The 13342-nt window shown below is 69.2% G+C and carries 9 protein-coding genes; 4 read left to right on the top strand and 5 right to left on the bottom strand.

Annotated elements, in window-relative coordinates; translation table 11 throughout:
* Nucleotides 1-42 precede the first annotated feature (42 nt).
* Complete coding sequence (locus ACIBL4_RS31255; RefSeq protein WP_399415156.1) at nucleotides 43-531, top strand: hypothetical protein; 489 nt, start codon at nucleotides 43-45, stop codon at nucleotides 529-531.
* Here the strand turns inward: ACIBL4_RS31255 and ACIBL4_RS31250 are convergent.
* A complete protein-coding gene (locus ACIBL4_RS31250; RefSeq protein ID WP_399415131.1) occupies nucleotides 497-799 on the bottom strand; it encodes a hypothetical protein in 303 nt (100 codons plus the stop codon). The genes ACIBL4_RS31255 and ACIBL4_RS31250 overlap by 35 nt on opposite strands.
* A 302-nt stretch (nucleotides 800-1101) precedes the next feature.
* Here ACIBL4_RS31250 and ACIBL4_RS31245 point away from each other — a divergent pair, with 302 nt between their 5' ends.
* Nucleotides 1102-2334 carry a transcriptional regulator gene (locus ACIBL4_RS31245; protein WP_399415130.1) on the top strand — a complete coding sequence of 411 codons (1233 nt, stop codon included), beginning with the start codon at nucleotides 1102-1104 and terminating at the stop codon, nucleotides 2332-2334.
* Nucleotides 2335-2457: 123 nt separating this feature from the next.
* Nucleotides 2458-3975, top strand: coding sequence for an aldehyde dehydrogenase (gene adh, locus ACIBL4_RS31240; protein ID WP_399415129.1), 1518 nt, complete (start codon nucleotides 2458-2460; stop codon nucleotides 3973-3975).
* A 57-nt stretch (nucleotides 3976-4032) separates the two neighbouring features.
* Here the strand turns inward: adh and ACIBL4_RS31235 are convergent, their stop codons facing one another.
* Both ACIBL4_RS31235 and ACIBL4_RS31230 read right to left on the bottom strand, forming a co-directional pair.
* Nucleotides 4033-5334, bottom strand: coding sequence for an RICIN domain-containing protein (locus ACIBL4_RS31235; RefSeq protein ID WP_399415155.1), 1302 nt, complete (start codon nucleotides 5332-5334; stop codon nucleotides 4033-4035).
* A 100-nt stretch (nucleotides 5335-5434) separates the two neighbouring features.
* The gene (locus tag ACIBL4_RS31230; RefSeq protein WP_399415128.1) at nucleotides 5435-6865 is read right to left on the bottom strand and encodes an endo-1,4-beta-xylanase; all 1431 of its coding nucleotides are present in this window, start codon (nucleotides 6863-6865) and stop codon (nucleotides 5435-5437) included.
* A gap of 364 nt (nucleotides 6866-7229) precedes the next feature.
* Between ACIBL4_RS31230 and ACIBL4_RS31225 the strand changes: the two genes are divergently transcribed.
* Nucleotides 7230-8684: a non-reducing end alpha-L-arabinofuranosidase family hydrolase gene (locus ACIBL4_RS31225; protein WP_399415127.1), complete on the top strand. Its 1455-nt coding sequence runs from the start codon at nucleotides 7230-7232 to the stop codon at nucleotides 8682-8684.
* A 260-nt stretch (nucleotides 8685-8944) separates the two neighbouring features.
* Here the strand turns inward: ACIBL4_RS31225 and ACIBL4_RS31220 are convergent, their stop codons facing one another.
* Nucleotides 8945-10483, bottom strand: coding sequence for a diguanylate cyclase domain-containing protein (locus ACIBL4_RS31220; RefSeq protein ID WP_399415126.1), 1539 nt, complete (start codon nucleotides 10481-10483; stop codon nucleotides 8945-8947).
* Nucleotides 10484-10542: 59 nt separating this feature from the next.
* Nucleotides 10543-13332 (bottom strand): response regulator, encoded by a 2790-nt coding sequence (locus ACIBL4_RS31215; RefSeq protein ID WP_399415125.1) that lies wholly within the window; start codon nucleotides 13330-13332, stop codon nucleotides 10543-10545.
* Nucleotides 13333-13342: the final 10 nt, after the last annotated feature.

Raw genomic sequence — 13342 nt, 5'->3', positions numbered from 1 at the left:
TGCGCCCGTCGGGGGCGTCGGCCGACTGTGCCTGGGGTGGCCATGCAGAGCGTGATGTGGAAGCAAGCCGTCGAGTGGCTCGCCGCGGCCGCGAGGGACCCCCAGGAGTGCAAGCGGGAGTGGGACTACGGCACGGGGACCGTGCTCGTGGAGGCCGGGCGGTACTGGGACGTGCTCAGCGTCCCCGACCGGCTCGGCCTGCTCGCCCTGGACTATCTGTGGCGCGACCCCTTGAAGTTGCCCGGCCCCACCCTGGTGGACTGCGCGGCCCACAGAGTGGGCTTCTTCCTGCCGCCCGACCCCGTCAGCGAGTGGGTCGGTTCCGGGGTCCGGCACGTCGGCCGGGGCTCCTGGGTCGCCGTGCCGCCGCCGTACCGGCCCGCCGGGCGCCTGGAATGGCTCGTCCCGCCGGACGGCACGGGCAGCCTGCACGCCCCCGGCACGCTGGAGTCGGCCCTGCGGGAAGCCACCGAGGCCCTCGCCGTGCTGGCACCGGTCAGCGCGGAGCACGCGGTGGCCGACGGCTGGTGAGGCGAGCGCCGTCGAGGACGGCCGTCCCCGGGTGCCGGCCGGCGGTCCATGTGGTGAGGGCGGCCCAGGTCTCGCTCGCGGACGGCGCCGCGAAGGAGACCCACTGGCCGTCACGGTGCTCCGGGACCGCGTGGCCCATGGCCTGCCATTCGGCGACGAGGGCCGCGTAGATGGGCGGATGACCTCCGTACCCGCTGGTGAGTTCGGCGAACGACCGGGGAGCGGCGTCGTTCCCGGCAGGGCGCCGCACCGTCTCAGTACTGTCCATGCCGGGGCAACGCGACGCGGCGCACCGGTGGTACGCGGGCCGGGCCCCGTCCGTCGGGTCGAGTGAACCCGTCACCCGTTCGGCGGCACGCGGACACCGGACAAACGTCCAGTCAGGCGGTCGCCCGTTCAGGGCGGGGTCGTTCCCGGGCCCTGCGCACTCTGTCGGCTCCACGCATTCGGGCACTCTCCTCGACCCCGCCCCTCCGCATCCGGTAACACTGACCTCAGACCGCGGACCGGGCCGGCACCGCGCCCGGAACCGGGTCCTCCCGGTACGACGTACGACGGCAGGGAGAGGCCATGTCACAGCGCCCTGACCTCCGGCAGCGCAGGGCCGTGCTGGAGCACGAGTGGTCTCGCTGGGTGCCGCGGCTGAGCGTCGCGGGCGCACGGCCGGGCGGCAGCGCCGCGCTGCGCCACGAGGTGACCGAGTCCTGGGCGCGTTCCCTGAGCAGCGTGGACCCCGGGCGGGACAGCGCCCCGGTCACCGACGGCGGCGCCGTCCACCAGCGCTGGACGTCCTCACCGCTGTACCGGCCGGTCTCGGGCCTCGCCGGGGAACTGCGCAGCATCGCCGAGGACGCCGGGTTCGTCACGGCGGTCACCGACGAGTCCGGCACCATCCTGTGGACCTGCGGCGGCCCGGCCATGCGCCGCCGGGCCGAGCGCGTCAACTTCGCGCCGGGCGGCCGGTGGGACGAGCAGGCCATGGGCACCAACGCCCTGTCCCTCGCCCTGCGCACGGGCCGTCCCAGCTCCGTCTTCTCGGCCGAGCACCTGGTGTCGGCCCTGCACGGCTGGGTCTGCTACTGCGCCCCGGTCCACGGCCCGGACGGGCGCGTCCTCGGCGTACTGGACCTGTCGACCACCTGGGACCGCTCGCACCCCCTGGCCATGTCCACCGTACGCACGCTGGTGTCCACGATCGAGGCCCGCCTCACCACGGAACAGCCGCGTCCGGGACAGCTGCGGCTCACCTGCCTCGGCACGGAACAGACCGTGCCGACCGCACGGGAGGGACGCCCGCTCCCCCTGCGCCCGCGCCAGGTGGAGATCCTCACCCTGCTCGCGCTCGAACCCGACGGCTTCTCCCCGGAGCGGCTGCGCGCCGCCCTGTACGGCGACCGGCCGGTCACCGCGTCCACCTTCAAGGCGGAGATCTCCCACCTGCGCCGCGCCCTCGGCGGCGGCGTCTCGCCCCGCCGCTACGCCCTGACGATCCCGGTCTCCTGCGACGCCGCCGACGTCCTGCGCGCCCTGGAGCAGGGCGACACCGACACCGCGCTGCGCCTCTACGGCGGTCCGCTGCTCCCCCGCTCCGAGGCCCCCGGCATCGAGGAGTGGCGCACCCGCCTCGAAGTGGCCGTACGTGAGGCCGTCCTGGCGAGCACCCGCCCGGAACACGCCCTGCGCTACGGCGAACGGGCCCCGTACGACGCGGAGATCCACGAACACGCACTGCGCCTGCTCGGCCCGGACGACACCCGCCGCGCGATCGCGCGGGGCCGCCTGACCACGGCCCGGCGCGACTGACGGCACGGCGCGGCTTACTGCACGTCACGACGCCAACCTTGCGCCAACCTCCCGGGAGCACAGTGAGGTCGTCACGACGGCGTGAACCGGAACCCGCCCGTCATCTCACCGAGGAGAGCCGCCATGGTGTACGCGCAGCCCGGAACGGACGGCAGCATCGTCACCCTCGCCCGCCGCTACGACAACTTCATCGGCGGCGACTGGGTCGCCCCCGTCGAGGGCCGCTACTTCGAGAATCCGACCCCCGTGACCGGCAAGGTCTTCTGCGAGGTCGCCCGCTCCTCCGGGGCCGACGTCGACCTGGCCCTGGACGCCGCGCACCGGGCGGCCGACCAGTGGGGCCGTACGTCCACCGCCGAACGGGCGCGCGTACTCAACAGGATCGCGGACCGCATCGAGGAGAACCTGGAGAAGATCGCGGTCGCCGAGACCTGGGAGAACGGCAAGCCGGTCCGCGAGACGCTGGCCGCCGACATCCCGCTGGCCGTGGACCATTTCCGGTACTTCGCCGGCGTCGTCCGCGCGCAGGAGGGCAGCATCGCGGAGATCGACGCCGACACCGTCGCGTACCACTTCCACGAACCGCTGGGCGTGGTCGGCCAGATCATCCCGTGGAACTTCCCGATCCTCATGGCCACGTGGAAGCTGGCCCCCGCGCTGGCCGCAGGCAACTGCGTCGTCATCAAACCGGCCGAGCAGACCCCGGTCAGCCTGCTCTACGTCATGGAGCTGATCGCCGACCTGCTCCCGCCGGGCGTGGTCAACGTGGTCAACGGCTTCGGCGTGGAGGCGGGCAAGCCCCTGGCCTCCAGCCCGCGCGTGGCGAAGGTGGCGTTCACCGGCGAGACGACGACCGGCCGCCTGATCATGCAGTACGCGAGCGAGAACATCATCCCCGTCACGCTCGAACTGGGCGGCAAGAGCCCGAACATCTTCCTGCCCGACGTGATGGCCGCCGACGACGACTTCCTGGACAAGGCGGTCGAGGGCTTCGTGATGTTCGCCCTCAACCAGGGCGAGGTCTGCACGTGCCCGTCCAGGGCCCTGATCCCCTCGTCGATCTACGACGACTTCATGGCCCGCTGCGTCGAGCGCACCAAGGCCATTCGCGGCGGCGACCCGCTGGACCCGGACACCATGATCGGCGCGCAGGCGAGCAACGACCAGTACGAGAAGATCCTCTCCTACCTCGACATCGGCAGGAAGGAAGGCGCCGAACTGGTCACGGGCGGCACCCCCCGCGCGGTTCCCGGCCTCGAAGGCGGCTACTACATCGAGCCGACGATCTTCCGCGGCACCAACGACATGCGGATCTTCCAGGAGGAGATCTTCGGCCCGGTGGTCTCGGTGACGACGTACGACTCCGTCGACGAGGCCCTGAAGATCGCCAACGACACCCTGTACGGCCTCGGCGCGGGCGTCTGGACCCGCGACGGCAACACTGCCTACCGCCTGGGCCGCGAGATCAAGGCGGGCCGGGTGTGGACCAACTGCTACCACGCGTACCCGGCCCACGCGGCGTTCGGCGGCTACAAGAAGTCGGGCATCGGGCGCGAGACGCACAAGATGATGCTCGACCACTACCAGCAGACGAAGAACCTCCTGGTGTCGTACTCGCCGAAGAAGCTGGGCTTCTTCTAGAGCGCCGGGAAGAGTGGAGCCAGGATCATCCTGGCTCCACTCAGTGGTGCGGGTGTGTCACTGGAACTGTGCGAAGAACCTCCAGATCTCTGCCTTGGTCCAGGTGGTGACGCCGCTTTCGCCGGAGGAGCCGTCGACCGGACCGGGTATGTGGCCTCCGTCGAAGGCGGCCCATTGGACCGGGTATCCGGCACGGCAGCCCGAGTAGCTGGTGGTGATGTGCGTTCGGCTGCCCGGCGCGGGCTCGCGCGGGCTCTGGGGGGTGCAGCCGTTGTTGCGGACGAAGGTGTCGCGCAGGGACCGTCCTTGCCCGATGTTGAGGACGTTGTCGCTGATGCCGTGGATTCCGAAGTAGGCGATGGGCTGGGTGCCGCCGCTGCACCCGCTGATCTGGGCGCCGGAGATGACCGCGACGGCCCGGAAGACGTTCGCCCGGCTGCACGCGAGTGCGTAGCTCATACCGCCGCCCCAGCTGAATCCCGTGGCGAAGCGCTGTGCCGGGTTGACGCAGAGGCCGCTCTCGATGCGCCGGATCATGTCGTCGACGAAGGTGACGTCCTCACCGCCCGAATTGGCCCAGCCGTTGCCGAGACCCTGGGGGGCGACGAGGATGGCGCTGTTGTTCGACTGTTCCTGTTGGCCGTAGTAGGACCAGGCGCTCCCGCTCGTGCCGCCCGAGGCGACGTCGCCGGCGGTTCCGCCCCGCCAGTGGAACGCGAAGATCAGCCGGTAGCGGTGGCTGCTGTCGTAGTTGGCGGGAACCCTCAGGATGAAGCTGCGGCTCTTGCCGCCGCTCTGAATCGTGTGCGTACCGCTCGTGAGAGCCGGGGCGCTGCCGCATCCGCCGCCGCCACCGGACGACAGCTTGATCATCTGCCATTGCTGGTTGGCGCCGCCCCAGTCGGAGTACTGGACGACGTTGCCGCCGTCGCCGGTGGAGGCGCCCTGCACCTCCACGGCCTTGCCGCTGGTGCGGTTGACCAGCCGCACGTGGCCCGCGTCGGAGTCGGCCAGGCGGAACTGCTGGTTGGCCCCGTTGTGGTCGGCCCACTGCTGGATCGCGGCGCCGTCCGCGGTCGAGGCGCCGGCCACGTCCAGAACCTTGCCCGAATGCCGGGCCTTGAGGCGGTAGAAGCCGCCGCCGGAGTCCACGAACTGCCACTGCTGGTTGGCTCCGTCGCTGCGCGTCCACTGGCTGATCCGCGCGCCGTCGGCGGTGGACGAGCCGGAGACGTCCAGCGCCTTGCCGCTGTTGCGATTGACGAGGACGTACCAGGCATTGGGGTCCACCGTCGCCGCCTCGGCGGGCGCCGGCTTCACCACGCCGAGCATGCCGATCGCGAGGGTCGCGGCCACCACGGCGGCGACCCGGGACCACCAGCGCTGTCTGGGCGGAGGGGCGGGGGAAGCCGCACCGTAGGTCTTCATCGACTCAGCCTTTCGTCTGTGGCAGGTCCCATCAGGTGCGGGTCCAGCGCTGGTTGCTGCCGTTCGAGCAGGAGTAGAGCTGGATCAGGGTGCCGTTGGCGGTGCCGGCTCCGACGGCGTCGAGGCACAGGCCGGACTGGACGCCGACGATGGATCCGTCGGAGTTGAGGCGCCATTTCTGGTTGTCGCCGCCCCAGCAGCCGTAGATCTGGACCTTGGTGCCGTTGCCGGTGCCGGCGGCGTCCAGGCACTTGTTGCCGTAGACCCTGAGCTCACCGGCGGCGGTGTGCGTCCACTGCTGGTTGGTTCCGTTGTTGCAGTCCCACAGTTGGAGCTGGGTGCCGTCGGTGGTGCTGGTGCCGGGCACGTCCAGGCAGCGGCCCGAACCGACGCCCTTGATCGGTCCGCCGTCCGGAGGGGGCGTGGTGGAACCGCCGTTGAGTGCGTTGAGGACGGCGGTGTAGGCGGGCTTCTTGCTGCCGTTGTCGTTGAACAGCAGCGGCGTGTGCTCCCGTCGCCAGGAGTCGCTGTCGCGCACACCCCAGACGGTGATGCCGAGGCAGCGTGGGACGGCCAGGCAGTCGTTGGTCACGTTGGCGTAGGTCGTGGGCGAGGCGCCCTGGATGTCGAGCTCGGTGATGGCCACGTCGACGCCGAGGGCGGCGAAGCTCTGCAGCGTGGTGCGGAAGTTGCTGTTGTACGGGCTGTCGTTGTTGAAGTGGGATTGGAAGCCGACGCAGTCGATCGGCACGCCGCGCTGCTTGAAGTCGCGGACCATGCGGTACATGGCCTGGGTCTTGGCCCAGGTCCAGTTCTCGACGTTGTAGTCGTTGTAGCAGAGCTTGGCGGCCGGGTCGGCGGCGCGGGCGGTGCGGAAGGCGACCTCGATCCAGTCGTTGCCGGTGCGTTGCAGGTTGGAGTCGCGCCGGGCTCCCGAACTGCCGTCCTCGAAGGCCTCGTTCACGACATCCCACTGGGCGATCTTGCCTTTGTAGTGGGCCATCACGCCGTTGATGTGGTTGATCATCGCCTGGCGCAGCGCGCTGCCGCTGAGGCTGCGCATCCAGCCGGGCTGCTGGGAGTGCCAGGCCAGGGTGTGGCCGCGCACCTGCTTGCCGTTCTGCACCGCCCAGTTGTAGACGCGGTCACCGGCGGAGAAGTCGAACCGGCCCGGCTGCGGTTCGGTGGCGTCGATCTTCATCTCGTTCTCGGCCGTCACCGAGTTGAACTCACGGCTGGCGATCGACGTGTACGCCGAGTCGCCCAGCCTGCCCGAGGCGATGGCGGTGCCGAAGTAGCGGCCGCTTTGCGCCGCCGCGGCACCGAGCGTGCTCTCGGCGGCGTGTGCGGGCGGCGGCGCGACCAGTGCGCCGGCCGCACCGAGGACGCCGACGACCAGCGCCGGCAGCAGGCCGCGGATCTTCCGGCGGACAACGGGTCTGGGAAGGGCATACGAGCCCATGACTGTGCCTCCAAGGGAGAAATCAAGGAAGGACTGAAGCGCTGGGGAAGTGGCGCCTGTCGTGCAGCACAGATTGCTCAGGGCCGAAGCGGTTCGACATCTCGAACTACGGCCGGTTTCTCAGACCGGATGATTGAGGTATTGACGATGCATCGTCAATACTCCTCGCAGAAGAACTTTCGATTCTCCACCCGAAACATTCGAGGACAGCGAAGCGCTGTTTGTGGACAGATCGGCAACAGGCCTTGACCGGAGGGCCTCCCATTCCTAGCTTGTGGCGTCACAGCTTCCGGGAATTCTTCGAAACGTTTCGAGACGGTTCCTCGGGGTTCCCCTCACCCCCGCCCCCAAAGGAGTGCCCCTGATGCCTCTGAGACGCTTACTCGCCGTCCTTGCGCCCCTGCTGCTCGTGGCCACCTTCCTCGGTGCCCAGCCCGCCGGCGCCGCGACCGTGGACCCCAGCGCCTCGTACGTGCTGGTCAACCGCAACAGCGGCAAGGCCCTGGACGTCTACAACATGGCGACCGGCGATGGCGCCCGCATCACCCAGTGGACCAGGAACGATCAGAACCAGCAGCAGTGGCAGTTCGTCGACTCCGGGGGCGGCTGGTACCGCATCAAGTCCCGCCACTCGGGCAAGGTGCTGAACGTCCACAACGCGTCCACCGCCAACGGCGGCGCGATCGTCCAGTGGGCCGACCAGAACGCCACCAACCAGCAGTGGCGGCTGGCCGACAGCTCGGACGGCTACGTTCGGCTCATCGCGCGCCACAGCAACAAGGCCCTCGAAGTGCAGGGCGGCTCCACCGCCGACAACGCGAACATCGTCCAGTACGACGACTGGGGCGGCACCAACCAGCAGTGGCAGCTCGTCAAGGTCGGCGGCGGCAACCCCGGCACGTGTGATCTTCCGTCGACCTACCGCTGGACATCGACGGGCGCGCTGGCGCAGCCCAAGGCCGGGTGGGCCTCGCTCAAGGACTTCACCGTCGCCCCCTACAACGGCAAGCATCTGGTCTACGCGACGACGCACGGCACCGCGGGCACGGGAGAGGGTTGGGGTTCGATGAACTTCGGCCTGTTCACCAACTGGCCGGAGATGGCCTCGGCCGGCCAGAACAAGATGTCGGCTTCCACCGTCGCGCCCACGCTCTTCTACTTCGCGCCGAAGAACATCTGGGTGCTCGCCTACCAGTGGGGCGGTGGGAGCGCCTTCTCCTACCGGACGTCGAGCGACCCCACCAACCCCAATGGCTGGTCAGCACAGAAGGTGCTCTTCTCCGGAAGCATCACCGGCTCCGGCACCGGCCCCATCGACCAGACGCTCATCGCCGACGGCCAGAACATGTACCTGTTCTTCGCCGGTGACAACGGCAAGATCTACCGGGCCAGCATGCCGATCGGGAACTTCCCGGGCAGTTTCGGCTCGAGCTACACAACGATCATGAGCGATACCGCGGACAACCTGTTCGAAGCCCCGCAGGTCTACAAGCTCCAGGGCCAGAACCGCTACCTCATGATCGTCGAGGCGAGGGGCTCGCAGGGCCGCTACTTCCGCTCCTTCACGGCCACCAGTCTGAACGGCTCGTGGACACCCCAGGCCGCGACCGAGAGCAACCCCTTCGCCGGCAAGGCCAACAGCGGCGCCACCTGGACCAACGACATCAGCCATGGCGAACTGATCCGCACCAGCGCCGATCAGACCTTCACCGTCGATCCCTGCAACCTGCAGTTCCTCTACCAGGGACGCAACCCCAACTCCGGCGGCGACTACAGCCAATGGCCCTACCGTCCGGGTCTGCTGACTCTGCGGCGCTGACGGCGTGACACGAGTCCGGTTCCGGTAGGGAACCGGCGTGGCGGGCTCGGCGGAAGGCCGAGCCCGCCCTGGTCACGCGACCACGTCAGCACTCATACGGCGACGGGGCGCGAGGGCGGGCAACGCTTCCACCACCTGGTCCGCATCGACCAGCCCGCCCTCGCCGGCCTGGCCACCACGGCACCCGCTCCCGGGCGGGCCAACACATCCGCGACCAGGAACCTGCCGGTGAGCTACTCGCCGAAGAAGCTGGGCTTCTTCTAGACGCCCGAGAACGCGGCTTGGTTCTTGCCTGCGGTCTTGGCTCGGTACAGGGCGATGTCAGCGTCCCTCAGCGCTTCTGCCGGCGTGATCGGCCTGGTGATGCTCCGTGCTCCGATGCTTGTTGTCACGTGAATCGAATGGCCATGGGGGAGGGTGAAGGAGTCCTTGAAGGAGTCGAGGATCCGCAGGGTGTAGTCGTGCAGTGCGCTCGCGCCCACGCCTTCCACGAGCAGTGCGAATTCGTCCCCGCCGAGCCTGGCCACGATGTCCTGCTCGCGGACCCTGCCTGTCAGCCGCCGTGCGACGTCAACGAGCAGTCCGTCGCCGGACGGGTGCCCCAGCGTGTCGTTGACCTCCTTGAAGCCGTCGAGATCGAGCACCAGCAGTCCGGCGGGGGAAGTGGCGGAGCACCGGCCGAGGGCGACCTCCAGGCGCTCGTCCAGCAGCACTCGATTGGCCAGACCCGTCAACGGGTCGTGGGTCGCCTGATGGCTCAGCTGCTTCTGGAGCTCTTCCTGTTCTCGCAGTGATGCCGCGAGGTCGTGGGCCTGCGTCCGCGCTTCGGTGGCCCTGCTCTGGGCGTACTGGGCCAGGAACGCGATGCGCAGAACCAACAGCAGCGAAAGGGTCGCCAGCATGCCGACGATCACCGTGACGTTCACGGGCTGGTACCGAATACCCCCGACGTCGGCCACCACGATCAACGGCCCCATCAGGATGAGCGCGATCAGGACCGACAGTCGCTTCCGGGGCATGCTCTCCTTACCGTCCGACAGTTGTATCGGACGGCCGACCGAGGGGTGCAGCGCCGCAGCCCCCAGCAGGAGGGACGAGAGCATCCACCCCACTTCGGACACGTCCTCCGCGATCGCGGTCCCGGTCGTCGCCATCGTTCCGTAGTAGAGGCCGTCGGCGGCGAGGAGGGCCAGCAGCCATCCGATGCACAGAAGAAACGACGGAGTGCGCTTGCCGGTGGTGAGCATCAGCCGCGCGGCCACGGACAACAGCACCAGGTCGGCGACGGGATAGGCGATGGACACCGCGAGCGGCCACGCGGACAGCTCGCTGCGCAGGTAGGGGGCGATGATGAACGCCCACGACAGAATGCAGAACCCCAGCGTGACGATGCCCGCGTCCAGCAGCCCCGCCCAGTGCAGACGGCCCGACTGCTGCCGGGCCAATGTCACCAGGCCCGCGGCGAACAACAGGTAGCTGCCCAGGTACAGCATGTCGGCCACACCCGGGAAGGGAACGTCTGCGTCGCGGACCTGGTACGTGCCCCAGATCGCGTCCGCCACCGTGTACGGTGCCATGGCCGCCGCGAAGAGACACCACGGAACGAACGATGGGGGCCTGTTCCTGGCGAGCCCCACTGCTATCGCGAAGACGACCGAGGCGGCTACCAGCACGGGCAGCATGTAACGCGCTGGGGAGGAAGTGACCAGATACACGACGATGATCGCGGTCCCTGCCGCCGCATACGCCCAGACCGCCGCATCACGGCGGGCGGGCGACAGGACTTGACCCTTGCCCACAGGTTCTCCTTCCCTCCTCCGGCCCGTACGCGCCCGGGCGGCGGTGTGCGGGCGGCTCTTCAACCAGGTTGGCGGCCGGGAGTTCGGGAGCGGAGCGTCTCGAGGGTGCGACAGGTACGGTCAAGTTCGTCCTGGAGACGGGGAGCGGTCTCGGCCAGTGAGCCCGGGTGTCCGGCACGCGCGTGCTCTTCCAGCTCCTGGCAACGGCCGGCGAGGCCGTCGGCGCCCATGTTGCCGGCGGCACCTCTGAGGCTGTGTGCCTGATCTGCGATCTCCTGCGTGTCGTGGCGGTCGAGCGCGTGGAAGAGCGCGCTGGTCATTTCGGGGGCCCGCACGAGGAAGTGGTCCACCAGCTTGTCCACCAGTTCGTGCTCGGCCGGCGTGCCGGCGCCGCGCAGTTCGTCCAGCCGTCGCTCGATGGATGCGCGCAGGTCCTCGTTGTCCGCCTGTGGGTCGGCGGGGCGGACCCAGTGCGCGAGGGCTTGTTCCAGCTCGTCGGCGCTGACGGGTTTGGAGACGTAGTCGTCCATGCCCGCGGCCAGGCACCGTTCCCGGTCCTCGGCGAGGGCGCTGGCGGTCATGGCGATCACCGGCAGGTGACGGCCGTGGTCCCGTTCCCGGCGGCGCAGCTCCCGAGTGGCGCTGTAGCCGTCCATCCGGGGCATATGGCAGTCCATGAGCACGGCCTGATAACTGTGTTCCTCGGTCATGCGCAGGGCCTGGACGCCGTCGGCGGCGGTGTCCGTGCTGTAGCCGAGCCGGGTGAGCATGCCCTGGGCGACCATCTGGTTGATCTCGTTGTCCTCGACCAGCAGGAGATGGCCCCGGTGGGCGGGCTGGGGCGTGCCGGGAGTCTGCGCTTTCGGAGCCGCTCTGGCCACCGACGTTTTCCGGGTGGCGAGTTCGACCAAGGCGTCCAGGAGCTGCGACTGGCGGACGGGCTTGGACAGGCTCTGGGCGATCCCGGCCGCCTGCAACTCGGGGGCGGGCGGCGGGGGGCCGGAGGTGAGCAGCAGCAGCTGCACGCGGGCGAAGTTCTGATCGGTGGTGATCCGGCGGGCGAGTTCCAGGCCGTCCATGTCAGGCATGTACATGTCGACAAGGGCGAGGTGGAAGGGACGACCAGCGGCCTCTGCCTCGTGCAGGGCCACCAGTGCCTGGGGGCCGCCGGCGACCATGGCCGGCTGGATGTGCCATCTGCGCAGCTGCGTGTCGAGGATCAGCCGGTTGGTGTCGTTGTCGTCGACGACCAGGACCCGCAGCCCGCGAAGGATGTCGGGGTGCGGTGGGGCCGGGGGTTGTTCGGGGGCGTCGGGTGCGCGAACCGGTACCACGAAGGAGAAGGTGCTGCCCTGGCCGGGCCGGCTGTTGACGCCGATGGAGCCGCCCATGGCCTCGGTGAGCCTTCGGCAGATGGCCAGGCCCAGACCGGTGCCTCCGTAGCGGCGGGTGGTGGAGGCATCGGCCTGGGAGAAGGCGTCGAACATCCGTGCCTGATCGGCCTCGGCGATACCGATGCCTGTGTCGGCCACCTCGAATCGCAGCCACGGCGCCTGCTCTGCGGGTGGCCGGGACGGGGCCGGGCGGGCACAGAGCACGACCTCGCCGGTTTTGGTGAACTTCACCGCGTTGGACGCCAGGTTGAGCAGGATCTGCCGCAATCGGCCGGCGTCGCCAAGCACCATCGCGGGCAGGTAGGGATGGCAGTCGCTGAGCAGTTCCAGGCCCTGGGCCTGCTCGGTCTGCGCCACCAGCGAGACGACCTCCTCCACCAGCACCTGCGGGCTGAAGGCGACTTCGTCCAGTTCCAGCTTGCCCGCCTCCAGCTTGGAGAAGTCCAGGATGTCGTTGATCAGCGACAGCAGTGCCGTGCCGGCGGCCTGAATGCCCTCGGCGTAACGTCGCTGCTCGGCATCCAGTTCGGTGCCCAGCAGCAGGTCGCTCAGCCCGATGACGCCGTTCATGGGGGTGCGGATCTCGTGACTCATGGAGGCGACGAACTGCGACTTCGCCTGGGACGCGGCGATCGCCTGATCGCGGGCCTCCGCCAGAGCGGCTTCGGCCTGTTTGCGCTCGCTGATGTCCCGGATGAAGGCGTTGAAGCAGCGCGCCTTCGCCGACTTCAGCCGCCACACCGCCAGTTCGACCGGGATCTCGTGGCCGTCGTGATGACGGGCGGTGACTTCGACCTGACCGCCCAGTACATGAGTCTCCCCGCCTGTCAGCACGCGTTGCAGACCGGCCCTGTGCGCGGCGTGGTACCGCTCAGGAATGATCGTCTCCGTCAGCGGGCGGCCCATCGCCTCGTGGTGGCTGAACCCGAACAGCCTCTCAGCGCTCAGGTTCCAGTCGATGACCAGGCCGTCCTCGTCGATGGAGACGAAGGCGTCCCGGGCGGTCTCGATGACCGAACGTGCCTGATCCTGCAACAGCCGCAGCGCTTCCTCCCTGCGCCGCTGACCCTCCGCCCCCCGGATGAACCCGCGTACTTCGATCGGCTCGCCCGCGGGGTCCCGCACCACCCAGGACGTCAACTCCGTCCACATCGAGTGCCTGTCGGCATGCCGCAGACGCAGACACACCGCCACCCGGCCGTCGCGGCGCAGATCCCGCTCCGCCCACGCGAGTTCCTCCACATCGCCCGGATGCACCCAGGACTCCACGGACGTTCCCACGATCTCCTCGACCGGGCGGCCCAGCATTGCCTCCCCTGCGGCGGACACCTCCTGGTAAACGCCCTCCAGCGTGCGGCGGAAGACCATGTCCGGGGAGTTCTTGAGCAGCAGCCGAAACCGCTCCTCGTCGTCGGCCGCGTACTGCCTCGGCGTGGCTGTCGATTCCGGTTCCATCGTCCGCCTC

This window comes from Streptomyces sp. NPDC050416, assembly GCF_044458845.1.
Lineage (GTDB): Bacteria > Actinomycetota > Actinomycetes > Streptomycetales > Streptomycetaceae > Streptomyces.
This window is presented reverse-complemented; position numbering and strand designations above follow the sequence as displayed.

Excerpts from the sequence above, each read along its gene's own strand:
- ACIBL4_RS31255 (WP_399415156.1), top strand. The coding sequence starts at position 43 with ATGCAGAGCGTGATGTGGAAGCAAGCCGTCGAGTGGCTCGCCGCGGCC.
- ACIBL4_RS31250 (WP_399415131.1), bottom strand. The coding sequence starts at position 799 with ATGGACAGTACTGAGACGGTGCGGCGCCCTGCCGGGAACGACGCCGCT.
- ACIBL4_RS31245 (WP_399415130.1), top strand. The coding sequence starts at position 1,102 with ATGTCACAGCGCCCTGACCTCCGGCAGCGCAGGGCCGTGCTGGAGCAC.
- adh (WP_399415129.1), top strand. The coding sequence starts at position 2,458 with ATGGTGTACGCGCAGCCCGGAACGGACGGCAGCATCGTCACCCTCGCC.
- ACIBL4_RS31230 (WP_399415128.1), bottom strand. The coding sequence starts at position 6,865 with ATGGGCTCGTATGCCCTTCCCAGACCCGTTGTCCGCCGGAAGATCCGC.
- ACIBL4_RS31225 (WP_399415127.1), top strand. The coding sequence starts at position 7,230 with ATGCCTCTGAGACGCTTACTCGCCGTCCTTGCGCCCCTGCTGCTCGTG.
- ACIBL4_RS31215 (WP_399415125.1), bottom strand. The coding sequence starts at position 13,332 with ATGGAACCGGAATCGACAGCCACGCCGAGGCAGTACGCGGCCGACGAC.